This is a genomic window from Acinetobacter sp. YH01020, assembly GCF_013420275.1.
Taxonomy (GTDB): domain Bacteria; phylum Pseudomonadota; class Gammaproteobacteria; order Pseudomonadales; family Moraxellaceae; genus Acinetobacter; species Acinetobacter amyesii.
Map to the genome: position 1 here is coordinate 1 of NZ_VOYN01000006.1, position 14689 is coordinate 14689.

Annotated in this window: 11 protein-coding genes; 2 read left to right on the forward strand and 9 right to left on the reverse strand. The window is 40.5% G+C overall.

Going from position 1 to position 14689, the window contains the following annotated elements; genetic code table 11:
• Positions 1–130 precede the first annotated feature (130 nt).
• Complete coding sequence (locus FTT85_RS03750; protein ID WP_180182964.1) at positions 131–2725, reverse strand: M66 family metalloprotease; 2595 nt, start codon at positions 2723–2725, stop codon at positions 131–133.
• Between the two features lie 444 nt (positions 2726–3169).
• Between FTT85_RS03750 and FTT85_RS03755 the strand changes: the two genes are divergently transcribed.
• Positions 3170–3613, forward strand: a complete 444-nt coding sequence (locus FTT85_RS03755; protein WP_180182908.1) for a hypothetical protein — start codon at positions 3170–3172, stop codon at positions 3611–3613.
• An 88-nt stretch (positions 3614–3701) separates the two neighbouring features.
• On the opposite strand, the gene FTT85_RS03760 is transcribed toward FTT85_RS03755, so the two are convergent.
• The 7 genes from FTT85_RS03760 to FTT85_RS03790 all read right to left on the reverse strand — a co-directional run bounded on the left by FTT85_RS03760 (position 3702) and on the right by FTT85_RS03790 (position 11787).
• Positions 3702–4445 (reverse strand): histidine phosphatase family protein, encoded by a 744-nt coding sequence (locus tag FTT85_RS03760; RefSeq protein ID WP_078188709.1) that lies wholly within the window; start codon positions 4443–4445, stop codon positions 3702–3704.
• A gap of 69 nt (positions 4446–4514) precedes the next feature.
• Complete coding sequence (locus FTT85_RS03765) at positions 4515–5366, reverse strand: 3'(2'),5'-bisphosphate nucleotidase CysQ (RefSeq protein ID WP_180182909.1); 852 nt, start codon at positions 5364–5366, stop codon at positions 4515–4517.
• Between the two features lie 498 nt (positions 5367–5864).
• Positions 5865–6380, reverse strand: coding sequence for a glycosyl hydrolase 108 family protein (locus FTT85_RS03770; protein WP_180182965.1), 516 nt, complete (start codon positions 6378–6380; stop codon positions 5865–5867).
• Positions 6381–6628: 248 nt separating this feature from the next.
• Positions 6629–6943, reverse strand: a complete 315-nt coding sequence (locus FTT85_RS03775) for a hypothetical protein (protein ID WP_180182910.1) — start codon at positions 6941–6943, stop codon at positions 6629–6631.
• 199 nt (positions 6944–7142) lie between these two features.
• A complete protein-coding gene (locus tag FTT85_RS03780) occupies positions 7143–9788 on the reverse strand; it encodes a hypothetical protein (RefSeq protein WP_180182911.1) in 2646 nt (881 codons plus the stop codon).
• Positions 9789–9799: 11 nt separating this feature from the next.
• The gene (terL, locus tag FTT85_RS03785) at positions 9800–11452 is read right to left on the reverse strand and encodes a phage terminase large subunit (RefSeq protein WP_180182912.1); all 1653 of its coding nucleotides are present in this window, start codon (positions 11450–11452) and stop codon (positions 9800–9802) included.
• Positions 11452–11787 (reverse strand): hypothetical protein, encoded by a 336-nt coding sequence (locus FTT85_RS03790; protein ID WP_180182913.1) that lies wholly within the window; start codon positions 11785–11787, stop codon positions 11452–11454. The genes terL and FTT85_RS03790 overlap by 1 nt, the downstream gene beginning before the upstream one ends.
• 136 nt (positions 11788–11923) lie before the next feature.
• Here FTT85_RS03790 and FTT85_RS03795 point away from each other — a divergent pair, with 136 nt between their 5' ends.
• Positions 11924–12067, forward strand: a complete 144-nt coding sequence (locus tag FTT85_RS03795) for a hypothetical protein (RefSeq protein WP_180182914.1) — start codon at positions 11924–11926, stop codon at positions 12065–12067.
• Positions 12068–12105: 38 nt separating this feature from the next.
• Here the strand turns inward: FTT85_RS03795 and FTT85_RS03800 are convergent, their stop codons facing one another.
• The gene (locus FTT85_RS03800) at positions 12106–14640 is read right to left on the reverse strand and encodes a hypothetical protein (RefSeq protein ID WP_180182915.1); all 2535 of its coding nucleotides are present in this window, start codon (positions 14638–14640) and stop codon (positions 12106–12108) included.
• Positions 14641–14689: the final 49 nt, after the last annotated feature.

The following is a 14689-nucleotide window of genomic DNA, read 5'->3' on the forward strand; positions in this document are numbered from 1 at the left end:
GAAAATAGCAAGTAACTTGGACCAGTGTTGATCATTTAGCATTGTTCGAGGCATAGCGAGTGTAAAATTGGGTTTGGCGATTTAATTTTACTATCTCGCTATTTTTTTAATCAACAAATGTCAACAGGCCCTATTTATTAATCAGTTTCATATTCGTCGCTGATAAATATGTCCATAATAAGTTTTGGCTTGCTGTCAAATTTGTCCAACGTTGATTGCCACCATTGGTACAGCTATATCGAATTAAATCCGCACGGTTATTTTGCAAACGTCCCGTATTTAAATCCATACATTGACCACTTTGACGAATCGTTGTAGTCGCAGGGTCCATGGTCCAAATTTGGTTGGTTTGGTTTAACATGCAGCGTTCTAGCGTCACTTTAGCTGAACCACCGTTGCCTGTTATGCATTGATCTGGATTTGACTTGCTGTGTATCCGACCAATCGCATCATATACCCACTGTTCCGATTCGTCCGCAGTACATCCGCTTGGACCACTAATATATAAGTTTAATTTTCCATCGGTTAATGTTTCTGCTTTCAAACAGTTATTACCATTTTTGATCAATGTTGCCTGATCAAACAAACCTTCCTGAGATACTGAAAGCTTTGTCATAAATGCGTCGAGTGCGCTTTGTGCCTCAGGAACTTGATTGGTTAGGTCTTGTGCATACACATTCATCCAACGATTTAGTCGGTATGCTGTGTTTTGTTGCGACTCATAACGGGTTAATTGCTGACGCGCCACACTATTCATCAATGACTTGTCATTTTTATATGACTCATACAGCATTTTTTCAGTTGGATTAAGAGCAACAACAGCATTTGCAGCTTGCGCTTCCAAAGCACTTTCTAATTGAGGAAGTTCGATAGCACGCAAAGCACTATAACCATGCTGACGTCCAATTTTGACGGCCGGCTTGATCGCTGTGCTGTAAACTGGAATATCAATATTTGCTAATAATTTGGCTTCTTCACCTGCTTTTTTACAGTATAAATTGACCTTCTGTGGTTGATCTGCCAAAGCTAAATTGACATGCAGTTTATTGGCATTACTACCTAGTCGTACAGGTGCTAAAGCAATATTGTTGACTTTATTCGTGTATTGCACATTCAACCAACATGCAGCTTGGTCTAAGGCCGTATTGGCCGCCGTTAAATCATAAACATTACCCCAGTTTGAACGTGCCGCAGGATATAACAAACCGACTTGATTGACAGGATCATAGCCCCCTAAAATGGTAATGACAGGCTGACCAAATACTCGTGGTCGTGGATAATTTTGATCTGCGTTATACCAAACCGGAGCCGTCGAATTTGGCATCTTCGGTTGAGCGACTTCCATTTCACGAGTGGTTTTATTCCACTTTTTGTAGCCGGTAGGTGATGTTTCATCCCAGACATAACGGTCAAAGTGCGGTTGAATTTTCAGGAATGTGCTGTAACCCGTATAGTGTGTGTAGCGTGATACATTACTATCAGGATACCCGCCGGACATGGCATCTTTTCCGTACGGAAACAAATTTTTAAAATTTGGGATACCATTCGCTCCATCCCACTTCCATGTCGCCGTCCATGATAGATTTCCGCGCATCATATGACGGTTAGCAATATAACCCCATCCACTGTCCGCATGATGTGCAGCCCAAAATAGATTGTCACCTACCTGACCAGGGTAATGTCCTAAACCATAGTGATGGCCAATTTCATGGCTAAATTCATTCCCTACAGAATCATAAAGTATCAGCATGCCATTACCACCACTCAGTCCATGAGTATGCACACCATTGGCATAGTTCCCCTTCGTATGATGGACAACTACTGTTTGGGTTAATTGTGGCTGACTTTGGTTGGCCATAGATGCACTAGTAATACCCCAGTTAGCAAGGTTTATACCAACACTAAAGGTTGATTTACCGACATCCTCGCGCATGTCTCCTGCATAAACACCACCATCTCCGGCACTTTTACTGTCATAAATAACACCTGAAGATACCATTGCACGTGTTAACTGAATATCATCATATTGTGCAACCGTCATTTCTGCTGCAGGAATGGTTTGGAAATAATCTGTGCCCGCTTTTTCAGGCTCTAGTAGCATATAGTGGCCAGTAGAATTTGGCTTATCTGCCAACATACCAACACGGATATTATTTAAAACCAATTCCCCTGGTGCAGCAAAATCGATTTTATCCTCAGCCAATTCACCGCTGACTTTATTTGCATCGATAAATTTTAATCTTAGACCGGGTTTAACTTCATCCCAATTGAGTTTCGTGGTCCACGCGCGTTTACTGTACCAAACATCTGGACGACCTCTTTGCCCACTCTGGTCTGAAACAGGCATTTGCGTCGGATCATCCAATGTCGCGGTACGAATTAAGCGATTGTTTTGATAGATTTCTACTTTGAGTTGCTTGATGTTTTGCATATCAAGTGTTGGCGTCACGATAAGCAGCGCTTCTTTTTCACTGGTTAACCGTGGCATTTTCTTGGCTTCGTTCGCATTCGGATCGACGACATGACTTTGACCAAATTGAACTTGCGCTGAAAAGTTGCCGACTAAATCATTTCGTATTTCACGAACAGCATCATTTGCATCGTAGTCATAAAAGCCAATACTGGTATCATCGACTATGTCTTGGGTCGGTTCTGGATAACTTGAAGTTGATGCAGAACCACTTGAACTATCACCACCGCCTCCGCCGCCACAAGCAACTAACATCAATGACACAATACAAATTGATAACTTGTTATATGAAAAACCTATCACACTTTTCACTACCACTCCCCAATTAGCCACAATAAAATCCAATAAAGAGACTTATATAAAATATATAAATCAATAATTTATAAAAAAGTTAATGCTATTTTCTTTTATTTAATTATTCAATTGCCGTGTTTTGTCACTTTTTAACAATTCAAATAAAATCTAAATATTTAGTATTGTCTGAATCACGATTGGTGTGACAGGTACTTCACTTTTCAACTAAAATTAAGATGTAGGCCTTTAAATACAATCGTATATTCCCGACAAAAATTGTCAGGATATTTTTAGAAACTTTGTAAATAAAAATTTTTAGAAATGGTTTAATCCCATATATTTTTTATGGTATTTTAATTTTCATCCTAGGCAGCCATTGCTGTACAAATGAAAAGAGGGATAAAAATGTCGATTAACCAATTTTTGCCATCATTAGAAAAATTTGCAGAAGCAGAAAATCAATATATTGAATATTTTACATCGAAAGGTGAAAAAGACATTTTAGGTAAAGTCATTTCAAATATGAAATCAACCGCTGAGATTCAAGCCTCTCAAGGCGTAGATTCATGGTTAGCATATGGCGTGTACTTACCAGCTGTAGAACGTATTTTTGCAATGCATCAAGGGGAAACAGAAGCTGAATTTTTTGAACGCACACAATATCCAGTTGAACTCGTACAAGCGTATAGCATTAAGGATCATGACATTGCGACATTGATTGCTGCAGACAAATACAGTCGAATCCACCAACAACATCTCCCTGTCAATACTAGTCGCTGGCCTTATAGTGACGACGGCTCAAGTATTGATTTAAATCAGTACCCTGCACGAATTAAAGCCAATATTTAATCTTTTACATAATGAAATACTGAAACAGATAAAAAAGGCATCCGCACATGGATGCCTTTTTTAATTTTTTTATTATTAGCAAAATTTCTTAAAGTTGCTGTTCAGCTTGCTGAAATTCACGAATATTTAATTCATTTAGTTCACCACGCCAGATCCATTTCAGTTTTGACTCAAGGAATACATCTCCTTCAAACCAAACAAATAGTCCTTCCATCATTTTCGGCCAGTCTTCGCGTGTCACGATATTTTTACCTGAAATAATGGCAAGAATTGCAGCCAAAATCGTGTCATGACTCACCGCTAGACTCAGCCCATAATCATTGGTTGGATGAGTGTTGTAAATCAACTCCAATACATCTACTACCCCATGAATGGGTTGTTTCATACCCGGCAAAGCATTATTCACAAAACTATTGATAAAGCCTAAAGCACCTTGCTTTTGAAAGTATGGTCCTGCTTTTTTTATATCGAGCACAAAACTTCCCGGCTCGACCAATAATCCTTGTTCAATGATCTCGATATGGTGGGTATTCGGTTCAATCGTGACATTATCTGCACCTTGAATCATCAATGCCGCCGTATCCACACAGCGCTGAATTGGACTCGAAATACAGTGCTGAATAACACGATCGGTATTTTCAACCAAATAGCTGCCCCACGCTTCGGCTAAATCACGTCCTTGATGGGTCAGTTGCAAGTCATAACCGGCCAAGCCTTGTCCTTGTACAACTTCACGAATGGAATGACGTGTAAACAATGTTACAGGCGTCTTTTCATCCGGCAATAAGTCTATTGCTTTCAGCATACTAGGAGGGAGCAAATCTAGGGCCATAATTGACAGTTCTTAAATGCAGGAGATTTAATGGAGTGTGCTGACACTATAGCATGAACCCGATTTAGCTCAAGTTTTGTCAGGCATGTTTGCCAAAGCATTTAAGGCCAATTCTTTCATTTCGGCATTTTTAAATGCAATAAATCCACCATTTAATAAAGTCGTGCGTTGGTTATATAGAAATGCGCGACCTTTAAAATCAATCAATCCACCACCAATACGCTCGATTAAACATTGTCCAGCACTAGTATCCCATTCACAGGTAGGATGAAAACGCGGGTAAATATCCACTCGATCTTCTAACATCATACAAAACTTATATGCACTACCAGCATGGTATGCCTGATAAGGACTAAGTTTTTCTAAAGCGTCTAGATAGTCCTTATAAATCGGCTTATTTTTAGCACTTTGACTCAAGCCAACGTGTACGACATTCTCTACAGAGGTTTGAACATATTCATACCATGTGGTTGACTGGCTATCATATTTCAGCGGCAGTCCCGCAAATGGACAAATATATACGCTGTATTCCCCGGGGATCGCCAATATGGCAAAGGTAGTATTAGCCCCCTCAACCAGACTCAGATTAATGGTAAATTCAGGTCTTTTATGTAAAAACTCTTTGGTACCATCCAAAGGATCAAGCAGCCAAAATTTTTGCCATTGCATACGTTCAGACTTGTCACCTTCCTCTGACAATACAGGCAAGCTAGAAACTTTAGATAATGCTTGGGTAATATAGCTATTTGCACGATAGTCAGCTTGCGTTACAGGTGAATCATCACTTTTACGTTCCACATCAAAATCTGCACCTGAGCAATAACGCCGATATTCTTCTCGCAAAATTTCGCAAGCTTGTGTCACAATGGGAACCAACTGCAAAATCAGTGGGTCTTGCGGTGCTGTTGTTGTTTTAAACATAGAATACCTTTATATGCCAAATTACTCAGAAAAGCCGACTATCATTTTCGATATGGACGGATAGCTTAATAAACCATTAATTTAAAATATTTATTTATAAAAAATACTCTAAAATAAGTTTTTATGTACACAATCTTGTACACATTTAATTATCTGCTCTGATTAAGTATAAGCAAAAAGTACTAATTTAATACTTTGAAATTATATAATCTAAGTATTACTAATGAAGTGGTAGCAACACATGATCGTCATGAAGAAAAATAAAAAGTACCTCTCTTATGTAAAACAAGAAGAGGATCTTGATTATTGGGAATAATCAGAAGTGAATTTTGTTGATCAGTCGGGCTGGCATTGGACCAGTGATTACGAAAAGGCCAAGTATTTCATGAGCGTTCGGGATGCGAATATATTCTTGGCAAAAAAGAAGGGTGATTTCTGGGAAGGTGTGGAGATAGTTAATGAGTGATTTAAAGAAGCCCTCAAGTGAGGGCTTTTATTTTAATTATCCTGAGCCGCATACTTCAAGTTATCTGCTACCCGATTCGTCCACCCTTTGCCGTATGTTGACCATTTACTAAGTGATGTGTAGAACTTCAAACGTTCAGCAGTCAATGAGAGCAATACATCATTAAGATCTAATGCATTCACCGCTTCAATTGTTTTAGGGCCAATAATACCGTCAGCAGTTACGCCAGCTACTTGCTGTAATTCTTTGATCGCTCGAACTTTCCCTGCATTAATTGCGAAATCCCAAAGCTGAAAAGTAATCGCTGAATGTAGGCCGTGACCGCCGAGCTTATCCCACCAATCTTTTTTATAAATTTGCTTTGCTTGAGCAAGAGTCAAATTTTTAATATCAAGATTAGGATAAGTATTTGCAGCTAAACCAAACTTAGTACCTTTCAGTGTACCTGCGCCCACCTTGCCGCCAGTCCAGTTACCCGGATCACGCTTATCAGTACTATATCCACCTTCGTGCCCGATCAAACGACGAAATGCTTCATCAAATGTAATTGAATCTGCTGGCATGCTTGCGAAACCCAATAATGTTGGCTCGGGATGCAATTCAGGTTGATATTTCTTTTTACCGAAATAGCTCAGAATCGGCAAGATAACTGATAAAAGTACTGCGTGGTATTCAACTGGTATCACTTGCGTATCTATACCCTGCTGTAAAGCAGTAGGAAGTAAACCCAAAATAAAAGCACCCCATAAAGGCCACTTCACAGATAAATACTTCAAAGGGTTGTCTGAAATAAATTTCACTTGTTGTCCTCCCTATGGCTTTGAAGTACAGCCATGTCTTGCTTAAGTTGATTGATCGAATTGATCGTCCATGCACCGCCTGTTAAAGCCACGCTTAGTATGAATCCCATACCAAAGCGAAGCATCGAAATTGCACCTTGATTTATATGATTCTGCTGTTCGAGCGCTTCAACTTTTTCACGCTGCTGATCTAGAGCTGTGTGATACCCCTTATTTGTTGCGTTCGCTTCAATCAGCTGCTCAGAAACTTTTTGCAGCCGATCTGAAACTTCATTTAATTTTTTCCACAATGCTGCACTAGGCTCATTCACTATTACCCCCAATTTTTTGACATTAAAAAACCCTGATCTAATTAAAGATCAGGGTTGGTGGTGGTTTGTTGGGTATCAAGAACTAAGCAATCATGCTATATGCTCCTCTAAATTTTTAAAAATCTGCATTGGTTCGCTCTATATCAGTTTTACAGATAATAGAACTTTTACCACAATAAACCCCTTTCGAGGGTTCTGGTTATACTGGGGTTATGCTTGCTGAATTATCAGTCGCAACCCACGTCGCTGTTGGTGTACCTCCAGTTGCCATCATAAATTTACCAGTTACATCATTGAACACAGTTTTTCCAATGTATTTGTTTTCTGTATTTACACTATGCACAGCACTTTGCAGACGTTCTGTAAATGTCCACGTCACATCGTTTCGACTAACAGGCATAGGACTCCAGACTGTGCTACCGTTACCACCTTTATTGCTAAATAATGCAATCTGAGGGTAGTTTGATAGGTCTGATATATATTGAATATTCTTGCAAAGTGGACTCATTGACTCTGTATAATTCCACAGATCAATGTACCCTTTGAACTTGTTTGGTGCGGTGAGCGCTGTATTTTCAATATAAATCATACTACTAGCCACTGTTGGCGCACCCCAGACTAAAAAATCTATTGATTGCGTAGTACCGCCGATAGAACCGCGTATGACTCTTGTGTACGGAGAGTTCTTTAGTTGCAATCCGCTTGCAGTATCTAAACCCTCAATATCAACATCAATTAACTTACTGTTCGCCTTGTTTGCAAAGTAGACGTATTTATGAATTAACCCTCGAATAAGAGAGACAGTTCTGTCATTGTGTATGTTCTCGTCGGGTGTTGTGAATGTAACACTATCAAAACTAGAATCAGTTGTTTTCAAATATTCCAACTCAGGCTTGTAACTAGTTGATACTTGATCGTAAGCGTGCAAAGCATAACCATCGGCTGTAATATCCTTAAAATAAACACCGAAAGATTTTATCACTAAAACTTTACCAATGCCCTCGGCTTTCACATCACTATACTTCAGATCATTTGCATAACGGATGGAAAACAAACCAGTGGTTTCGACTGTAGCAGACTTATCTTTGATGCTACGAAGATGCATATTTAAATACCCATTATTTCGTGAGCAGTAATCACTTGCTAAATATGTAGAGTTGTCACCGTAAACGCCATGGATAGTACAATCATGCGAAAAACTAAGCTCCACTACAGACTCAGCATTATTTGCAGTAATGTTTTCTGCATGACAATCCCATGAAGTATTGATGTAGAACCCTATGTTTGAGCCTGTAATACCATCTGCTGATTGTGTATTAATGTCTCTAGCAACACAGTCGTGACACCCCTCCCAAAGAATGATAGACGAGTCAACATTACCTAATAAATGCCCCTTACAACTCAAAAACTTAGACAAGTATGATCTGCGAATCTGCAAGCCAAACTTCTCTGTTTTTGATGTGCAATTAATCATTGCACTATCAACACAAGATGTTAGCTCTGCACCGTAGCCCAGACCAGCAAACGAACAATTTTCATATTTGACATTTAAAGCTAGACTGGCATGTAGCATTTTGTTCTGGGATGCTACATCTCGCTTGAAATGGGTATTCTTAAATACAACATTAGATGCCCCACCTAAACGTATAACATTCGGAGTGTTCCAGTTAGCATATTCAGGAAGCGCGTTTTCATTAAGAAAAATGCCTGTTGTTATTGGAACTAAAGGGTAATTGTGTTTAAGTTTACTCTCTAGCGCAAGTGTATTTCCAGTTACCTCTTTGACAACAGCAAACTCGCATTTCCACAATGGCACATCATCTCTATTCCAGATGTGCGCATTCGTTGCTGCATCACTTTCCATAACTCGCCACATATCACAATAACCGTTGTTAATCATGATTGTGTCGCCAACGGCAAACCCATCGGCATTTTGAACACGGACAGTAAGATCACCTTGAGCAGAACTGTACTCAAACTTAGAGAACGGTACACCAGCGTCCAATGCTTGCTGATAGCGGTAATAAGCTTCTGCGCCATAATGACCTGCATATTCAGTTCTAGCCGAATTGTATAGTGCGTTACAGAAGTTGCTAGACGTATTTACGGTAGCTCCTCTAAGATCGATAATCGTATCGTCAAAATAAATTACTTGACCAGTAATTGAGTGATTTTTAATGTTGGTTGTGACAACACCTCCGCCAAGCTCTTTTGCTTTCAGTAGCGCATTCTTAAACGCTGTTGTATTATCCCCACCCTCTACAGCACCAAAATCCTCTAAAAATATAAATCTTTCTTTTTGAAAGTTGTTAATCTCTTGCTGTGTTTTGCCACTTGCATCAACAACAAAAGAAGCGTCCCATCCCTTGTCTACGGCGATCTGAGCAAGTCGCTGCATTAGATAATTGTAATATTCATCCAACTGATCAAGTGCTACGCCTTGCTTTCTAATTTCTTCTAATAAGAAGGCTTTGAGTTCATCATCTTTTTTGTCGACATATTGCTTCATTAACCAATTAGCTACGCCTAACTCTTGAAGCTTCCACCAGATCCAATCAAAATCCTTATTGACTAGATCAGGCCGAAATGAATTGTCATAAGCTTGATAGTTACGATCACGTCGATATGGTGTATTGCGCTGCAGCGTAATCTTTTTGCCATTTTCTGGCGCTGCATTAAACGTCACTTGTTTATTATTTAATGACCATGTCGAATTATCAGTTTCGGCATCGTCAATCATCACAATTAAGTGATCTTTATTTTCACAATCAAAATCAAGCGGAAAGACTGTAGTAGTACCGTTTGCTGTATATTCTTTAAATGGCGTTTGAGGTTGTACCGCCATGAGAATCCCCTTTAATCAAAGTCTAAAGTGGCTTCTGCAATGCCACCGTTTGTCCTCCAATTAGGGCGCTCATTGGCTTCATTAGTTCTGTGTATTTTGCCGACACGTTCAGGCTGATCCGTGATTGCACCAGCGAGTGAATCTAGCTCATCATCTTCTTGATCGGTGATAGCTGGGTTAAAGGCACGCATTTTTTTATATTGTGGCGATGAGTTCTCACCTTCTTCTTGTGTATCGACGACTGAAGCATGCACCCATAGCAAACCTGAAACTAAAGGCCCTTCGATTGCACTTAATATGCGTTTGTTCTTGGCACCAACACTGTGATGCTCTGTTACACCACATCGAATGCCACGTTTCTTTAATGCCGCTTTAAGTGAAGCAGCTGCAAACCCACCAATACCATTATTCTCAAGCACGACGCGTGGCACGTGGAATTCTTCAATCAGGTCGCAAAGCTGCCAAACTTGACCGCCTGTAACATTGCCACTTGGATCCGTTTCAATTACCTCGCCTTTTAGAGCTATAGATCTGTGCCAATACTTATTACCAAAATCGTCATGTAGCACCAATGCGACCGATGAAATATCAGATTTGGTTTTACCGCTAGATGGGTCCCACCGGCATGTAATACCAATAATCTGACGTTCACCCAGCATCATAATGTACTGGCCATTTGCTCGTTTAAGCACAGGTTCACAGTCATAAACAATCATCTTGTCAGGATCAAGCCGCACCTCACCTACTGGCTTGGCATGCATCTGGTACTGTGAATCCCATTCATTAAGCGTTCGGCATTCTCTACGACGTTCTTCCATCACTTTCGGTGTAAAACGTTGTGGCCATAGTGATTCACTGTATAGATCAATCAAATAATGTGATTCTTTCAATACGATTTTGTAGGTTGAGCCAATTTTGTAAACAGCATAATCTTCATCAGGCTTCAACAACTTAGCTGTGTGACTAATACCACTAAAAACATATATTGGTTCAAAATCAACTAGGCATTCACTGACATGTTCATAGCGTTTTTCTTTTTCGAACATTTTTAAAATCATGCATTTTGCACCTTGTTTCTGTACTTGTGTATAAAGTGAATCGTGTGTGTGGGGAGTTCCTACAAACAGCTTTTGTCCACCTGGTATGAGAATGTGCGTTTGTTCAGATAAGCGATAGCGAAGTTTTTCACGCGCTTCTGGTGTTCCAATGTTGGCTGGCATTTCCACGTCATCGTTTTGAATCTCATTCGCACGTGCACCAGTCACGTTTGAAAGCACTCCACGCGCATGCAATGAACCATGGCGCACATCTTCAGATCCATTTACCCACCATTTTTGCAATTCGCCACGTGCTTTATGTACACCTAATAATTGGCAAAGTGGATGCTTTTCTATAACTTGTTGAGTACCACGGCTACACTTAGATGCATCTCCATCTGTTGCGCCTTGGTGCAGAATTAAATGCTGTTTATTTATGAATAGTTTCCAAGCATTATAAATATCGAGCATGGTTGATTTACCATGACCACGTGGCATCATCAACAAGCCTAAAGGCCCATAGTCTTCCAAGAAGTCACATACATCTAAGTGGAAGTCAGGCACGTCCCATCCCAATGCCTCTGCATAGATCAGGAAAAAGGCGGCAAACGGAACGTGAAATGACATTAGCTAGGTCGCTGCTTACGTTCTTCTAATTTCTTGGTTACAGATTCAAGTAACTTAGCAGCCTGTTGTTCAGGTGAAATTGATCGCCCATCCGTATTACCAGTCGTTTGTGCATCATCATTCAAAATGCGCTTTAATTTCTCCATGCAAGTGAGTGCTTCTTTTGCGCCTTTGTAGAGCCAAACTTTATCCCCACGCCCTTCCTTATCAAAAAGATCTTTACCATAAGCTTCTGTCACTAAATCAACGGCATCAGTAGCTGCCATTTCTAAACTAAGCTCCAATTTCTCTTTAGTTTCAGGCTTTAACTTTCCAGCTTTATTTTCATCTGCCATAAAAAATCCCCCTTATAAGCAACTTATAAAGGGGATCGTGATTAGCTTTGTTGGGTAAATTAATTAGCGATGGATAAACAACTAATTTATATGTATTATTTGTGCGCAATTTTACAAACAATTCGAGGGGGTATTTATGAAAACTTTAATTCTTGCGGCTATTTTAGCTTTACCTACTACAATGACTTTTGCTGGTTCATGCGATCATAGCTGGCAGTCTGCTAAAGACGGTTCATCTTGTGGTGATCGTGCTGCTGACCGTCGCCCAGGTGGTCGTTAATCAAAAGAAGAAGGCTGCGTAATGCAGCCTTTTTTTATTTATTGAATGACTCGCTCAAAATCAGGCGCTTGAATATCAGTAATATCATCACCCCAAAAGCGCGTACGATCATGTTGTCGTTCTGCTTTGCGCAAAAGTTTTTCTCGGTATCCGGGTGCAACCATATCTTGCATTTCATCAAAAATCATTCGATTAGCAACTGCCTTGGTGTACCACAAGTTTTGTGCAGGTATTTTATTTTTTAAAGCTTTGAATGCTTCATTGCCTGCGCTAGTATCCTTGCCCTCATAGTACTGTGTCAGGTTTCCAACTGTTAAGCCTAGTGCCGTTTTTACATCAGAACCGAAAGGGCCAACCATAAAATCTGTCGCACTTCGCCCACTGGTATCAGTACCCGCCACAAGAATGTCACCAAGAATAGATAAACCACCACCTTGCACGGCTGATTTCACTAAAAAATTAGAATTGAATCCTAGGGTGTAAGGGTTCTCACCATTCCATACATTTGCTGGGTCATTACCATTAGCAAGTTCTTTAAGTTGAATTACCAGCGCCCCGAGTAGCAAAGTCATTCCAAAAATAGATGCTCCATAGCCAGCCTTGCTCATTTTGGTAGGCTGGCTCATTGCACGACTACCATGGCGCATAAGAAATGCCACAGGGAATGATTTAAATTGCAGCATGGACTTAACAATTTCCCCCATGCCAGTACCTTTCTTTTGCCCTGCATTCATCCATGTACGTTCACGTAAGCCAGCTTCAACCACTGCCATACCTTGCTCATCCAACAAATGCGCTTGAAAGCTAGTGGCTATTTCATCTTTAACTTTTTGAGGATCACCAAAGGCTATTAGTTTTTCATCAGGTATTTCATAGATTGAACGAGCAGACATAAGCTGATTGCCCTTGCGATCGATAACTGGTTCAGCCAAACGCATGACTTCCCATGCTCGTTCACTGAGTCCTGTTTTAGTCATCAGTTCACGATCCATTTCACTGAGATCAGACCAAGCCTTATCACGACTAAGACGACCATATTTTTCCATCAGCATTTTTGTGAAGCCAACTTTTGAAGCAGCTGTCAGTGCATTCAGTCCAGATACTCGCATTACCTGTGAAGCTACGGCACTGGACACACGTGCAAGCTTTTGACTTTTGCCACTTACCGAAGTCAGGCCATCATCTGACCAACGCGCAATCGAACCTAACATTTCCTCAGTTGCTAGACCTAAGCTGTGTGCAAGCTGGCGATCTTCTTTATTTTTAGGGTTCAGTTGAGAAATGAGTTCGCCAAAAGTTTTACGGTAGGCGATGCCATGAATCGAAGCTGTTTTTTTAATCATGGCTTGATCCGTGATCGATGAGAGCGTTGTACCGCCTAGCATCGAAGCAACGTTCATAGATCGGTATGCAAGGCCCATATTTGCAAGAACTTCGGATTCGGGTGTATTAGCCCCCATAAACTCATCAAACATGGTCTGAGCACGGTTAAGAGTCTTGTTTTCTTTACTTAAAATCAATCCTTTTTCGCGGTCTTTTTTATTAGCTGCATCCATTAAAATACGCATGGCATTTTTTGGATTACTGCCTAAGTTTTCAACCAAAGCGATATCTTTAGACAGGCCATTAATATGCGCTTCAACCAAGTCTACAAACGGCATCCCACCAAAATCTGACTGATACTCAAGCCATGCATCTGCATCCTTAAAATGCAGTACCCGACTTTCACTATGGCGTGATGTAACTTTTGAATTACCGCCAAAGGATTGCCGACCTATTTCAGTTTTATTTGCCCCATTACTGGTGAGCGTATCGAATGAATATTCAAGCAGACTACGGATCTCTTGCTGTGAATAAAACGAACCATCTTCATGAACGTACTTTTCAGTATTGATTAACTGCTCAGCTTTATTTACCCACGCCTCCTTACCTGCCAAAAGTATTTTTTGTAGATCGTGGGTTTGTGGTAACCCCCAATCATCTAGCTTTCCAATATCACCACCTGAACGGTTAAAACGCTGACGCATACCTTCAAAGACTTCGCCCATCTTGTCACTAATCTGCTTTGCCAGTGGGTCGCCTGTGTTATCACCAAAACGTTCACGGACAATTTTCATTACTAATTCTTTGTCAGTGAATACGCCCAGGCCTCCTTTAACATTGGTGTAGAAGTCCACAAGCTCACCACGGTAAATTGCTGCAGTCGCACGTGCTTTGGAGTCAATCGACTGAATGCCGGACATATCACCATGCGGGGCAACCATGCGGTCCACGACTTCGGATGCAGATAAGGTCGGATGGTCAAGCTGTGCAAGGTTTTTGTTCTGAGTGAGAATGTCACGCGCTGCAATGGCATGTTTTCGTTTTAGTTGTGCCTGAATATCTTGTGCGACAAATTCACCGGCTTTAGTAAGCTTTTCAGCATCGGATAAATTACGCCATGCTTGAATGTCTTTGCGTGCTATAGCTTTTTTAGCATCAATTACACGTTGATCAATATTCGCGGCTTCTTGAGCCGTTAATGAGTCTTTGCCGAGTGCTTTGGCTACGGCTGCTTTGCATTGGTCTTTCATAAAAAATGCTCAAATGTTTTTAGCATCTGAGCATGGTTTTCAATTAAGT

Coding starts and splice junctions, on each gene's coding strand:
- FTT85_RS03750 (WP_180182964.1), bottom strand. CDS start 2,725: ATGTTAGTTGCTTGTGGCGGCGGAGGCGGTGGTGATAGTTCAAGTGGT.
- FTT85_RS03755 (WP_180182908.1), top strand. CDS start 3,170: ATGTCGATTAACCAATTTTTGCCATCATTAGAAAAATTTGCAGAAGCA.
- FTT85_RS03760 (WP_078188709.1), bottom strand. CDS start 4,445: ATGGCCCTAGATTTGCTCCCTCCTAGTATGCTGAAAGCAATAGACTTA.
- FTT85_RS03765 (WP_180182909.1), bottom strand. CDS start 5,366: ATGTTTAAAACAACAACAGCACCGCAAGACCCACTGATTTTGCAGTTG.
- FTT85_RS03780 (WP_180182911.1), bottom strand. CDS start 9,788: ATGGCGGTACAACCTCAAACGCCATTTAAAGAATATACAGCAAACGGT.
- terL (WP_180182912.1), bottom strand. CDS start 11,452: ATGTCATTTCACGTTCCGTTTGCCGCCTTTTTCCTGATCTATGCAGAG.
- FTT85_RS03790 (WP_180182913.1), bottom strand. CDS start 11,787: ATGGCAGATGAAAATAAAGCTGGAAAGTTAAAGCCTGAAACTAAAGAG.
- FTT85_RS03795 (WP_180182914.1), top strand. CDS start 11,924: ATGAAAACTTTAATTCTTGCGGCTATTTTAGCTTTACCTACTACAATG.
- FTT85_RS03800 (WP_180182915.1), bottom strand. CDS start 14,640: ATGAAAGACCAATGCAAAGCAGCCGTAGCCAAAGCACTCGGCAAAGAC.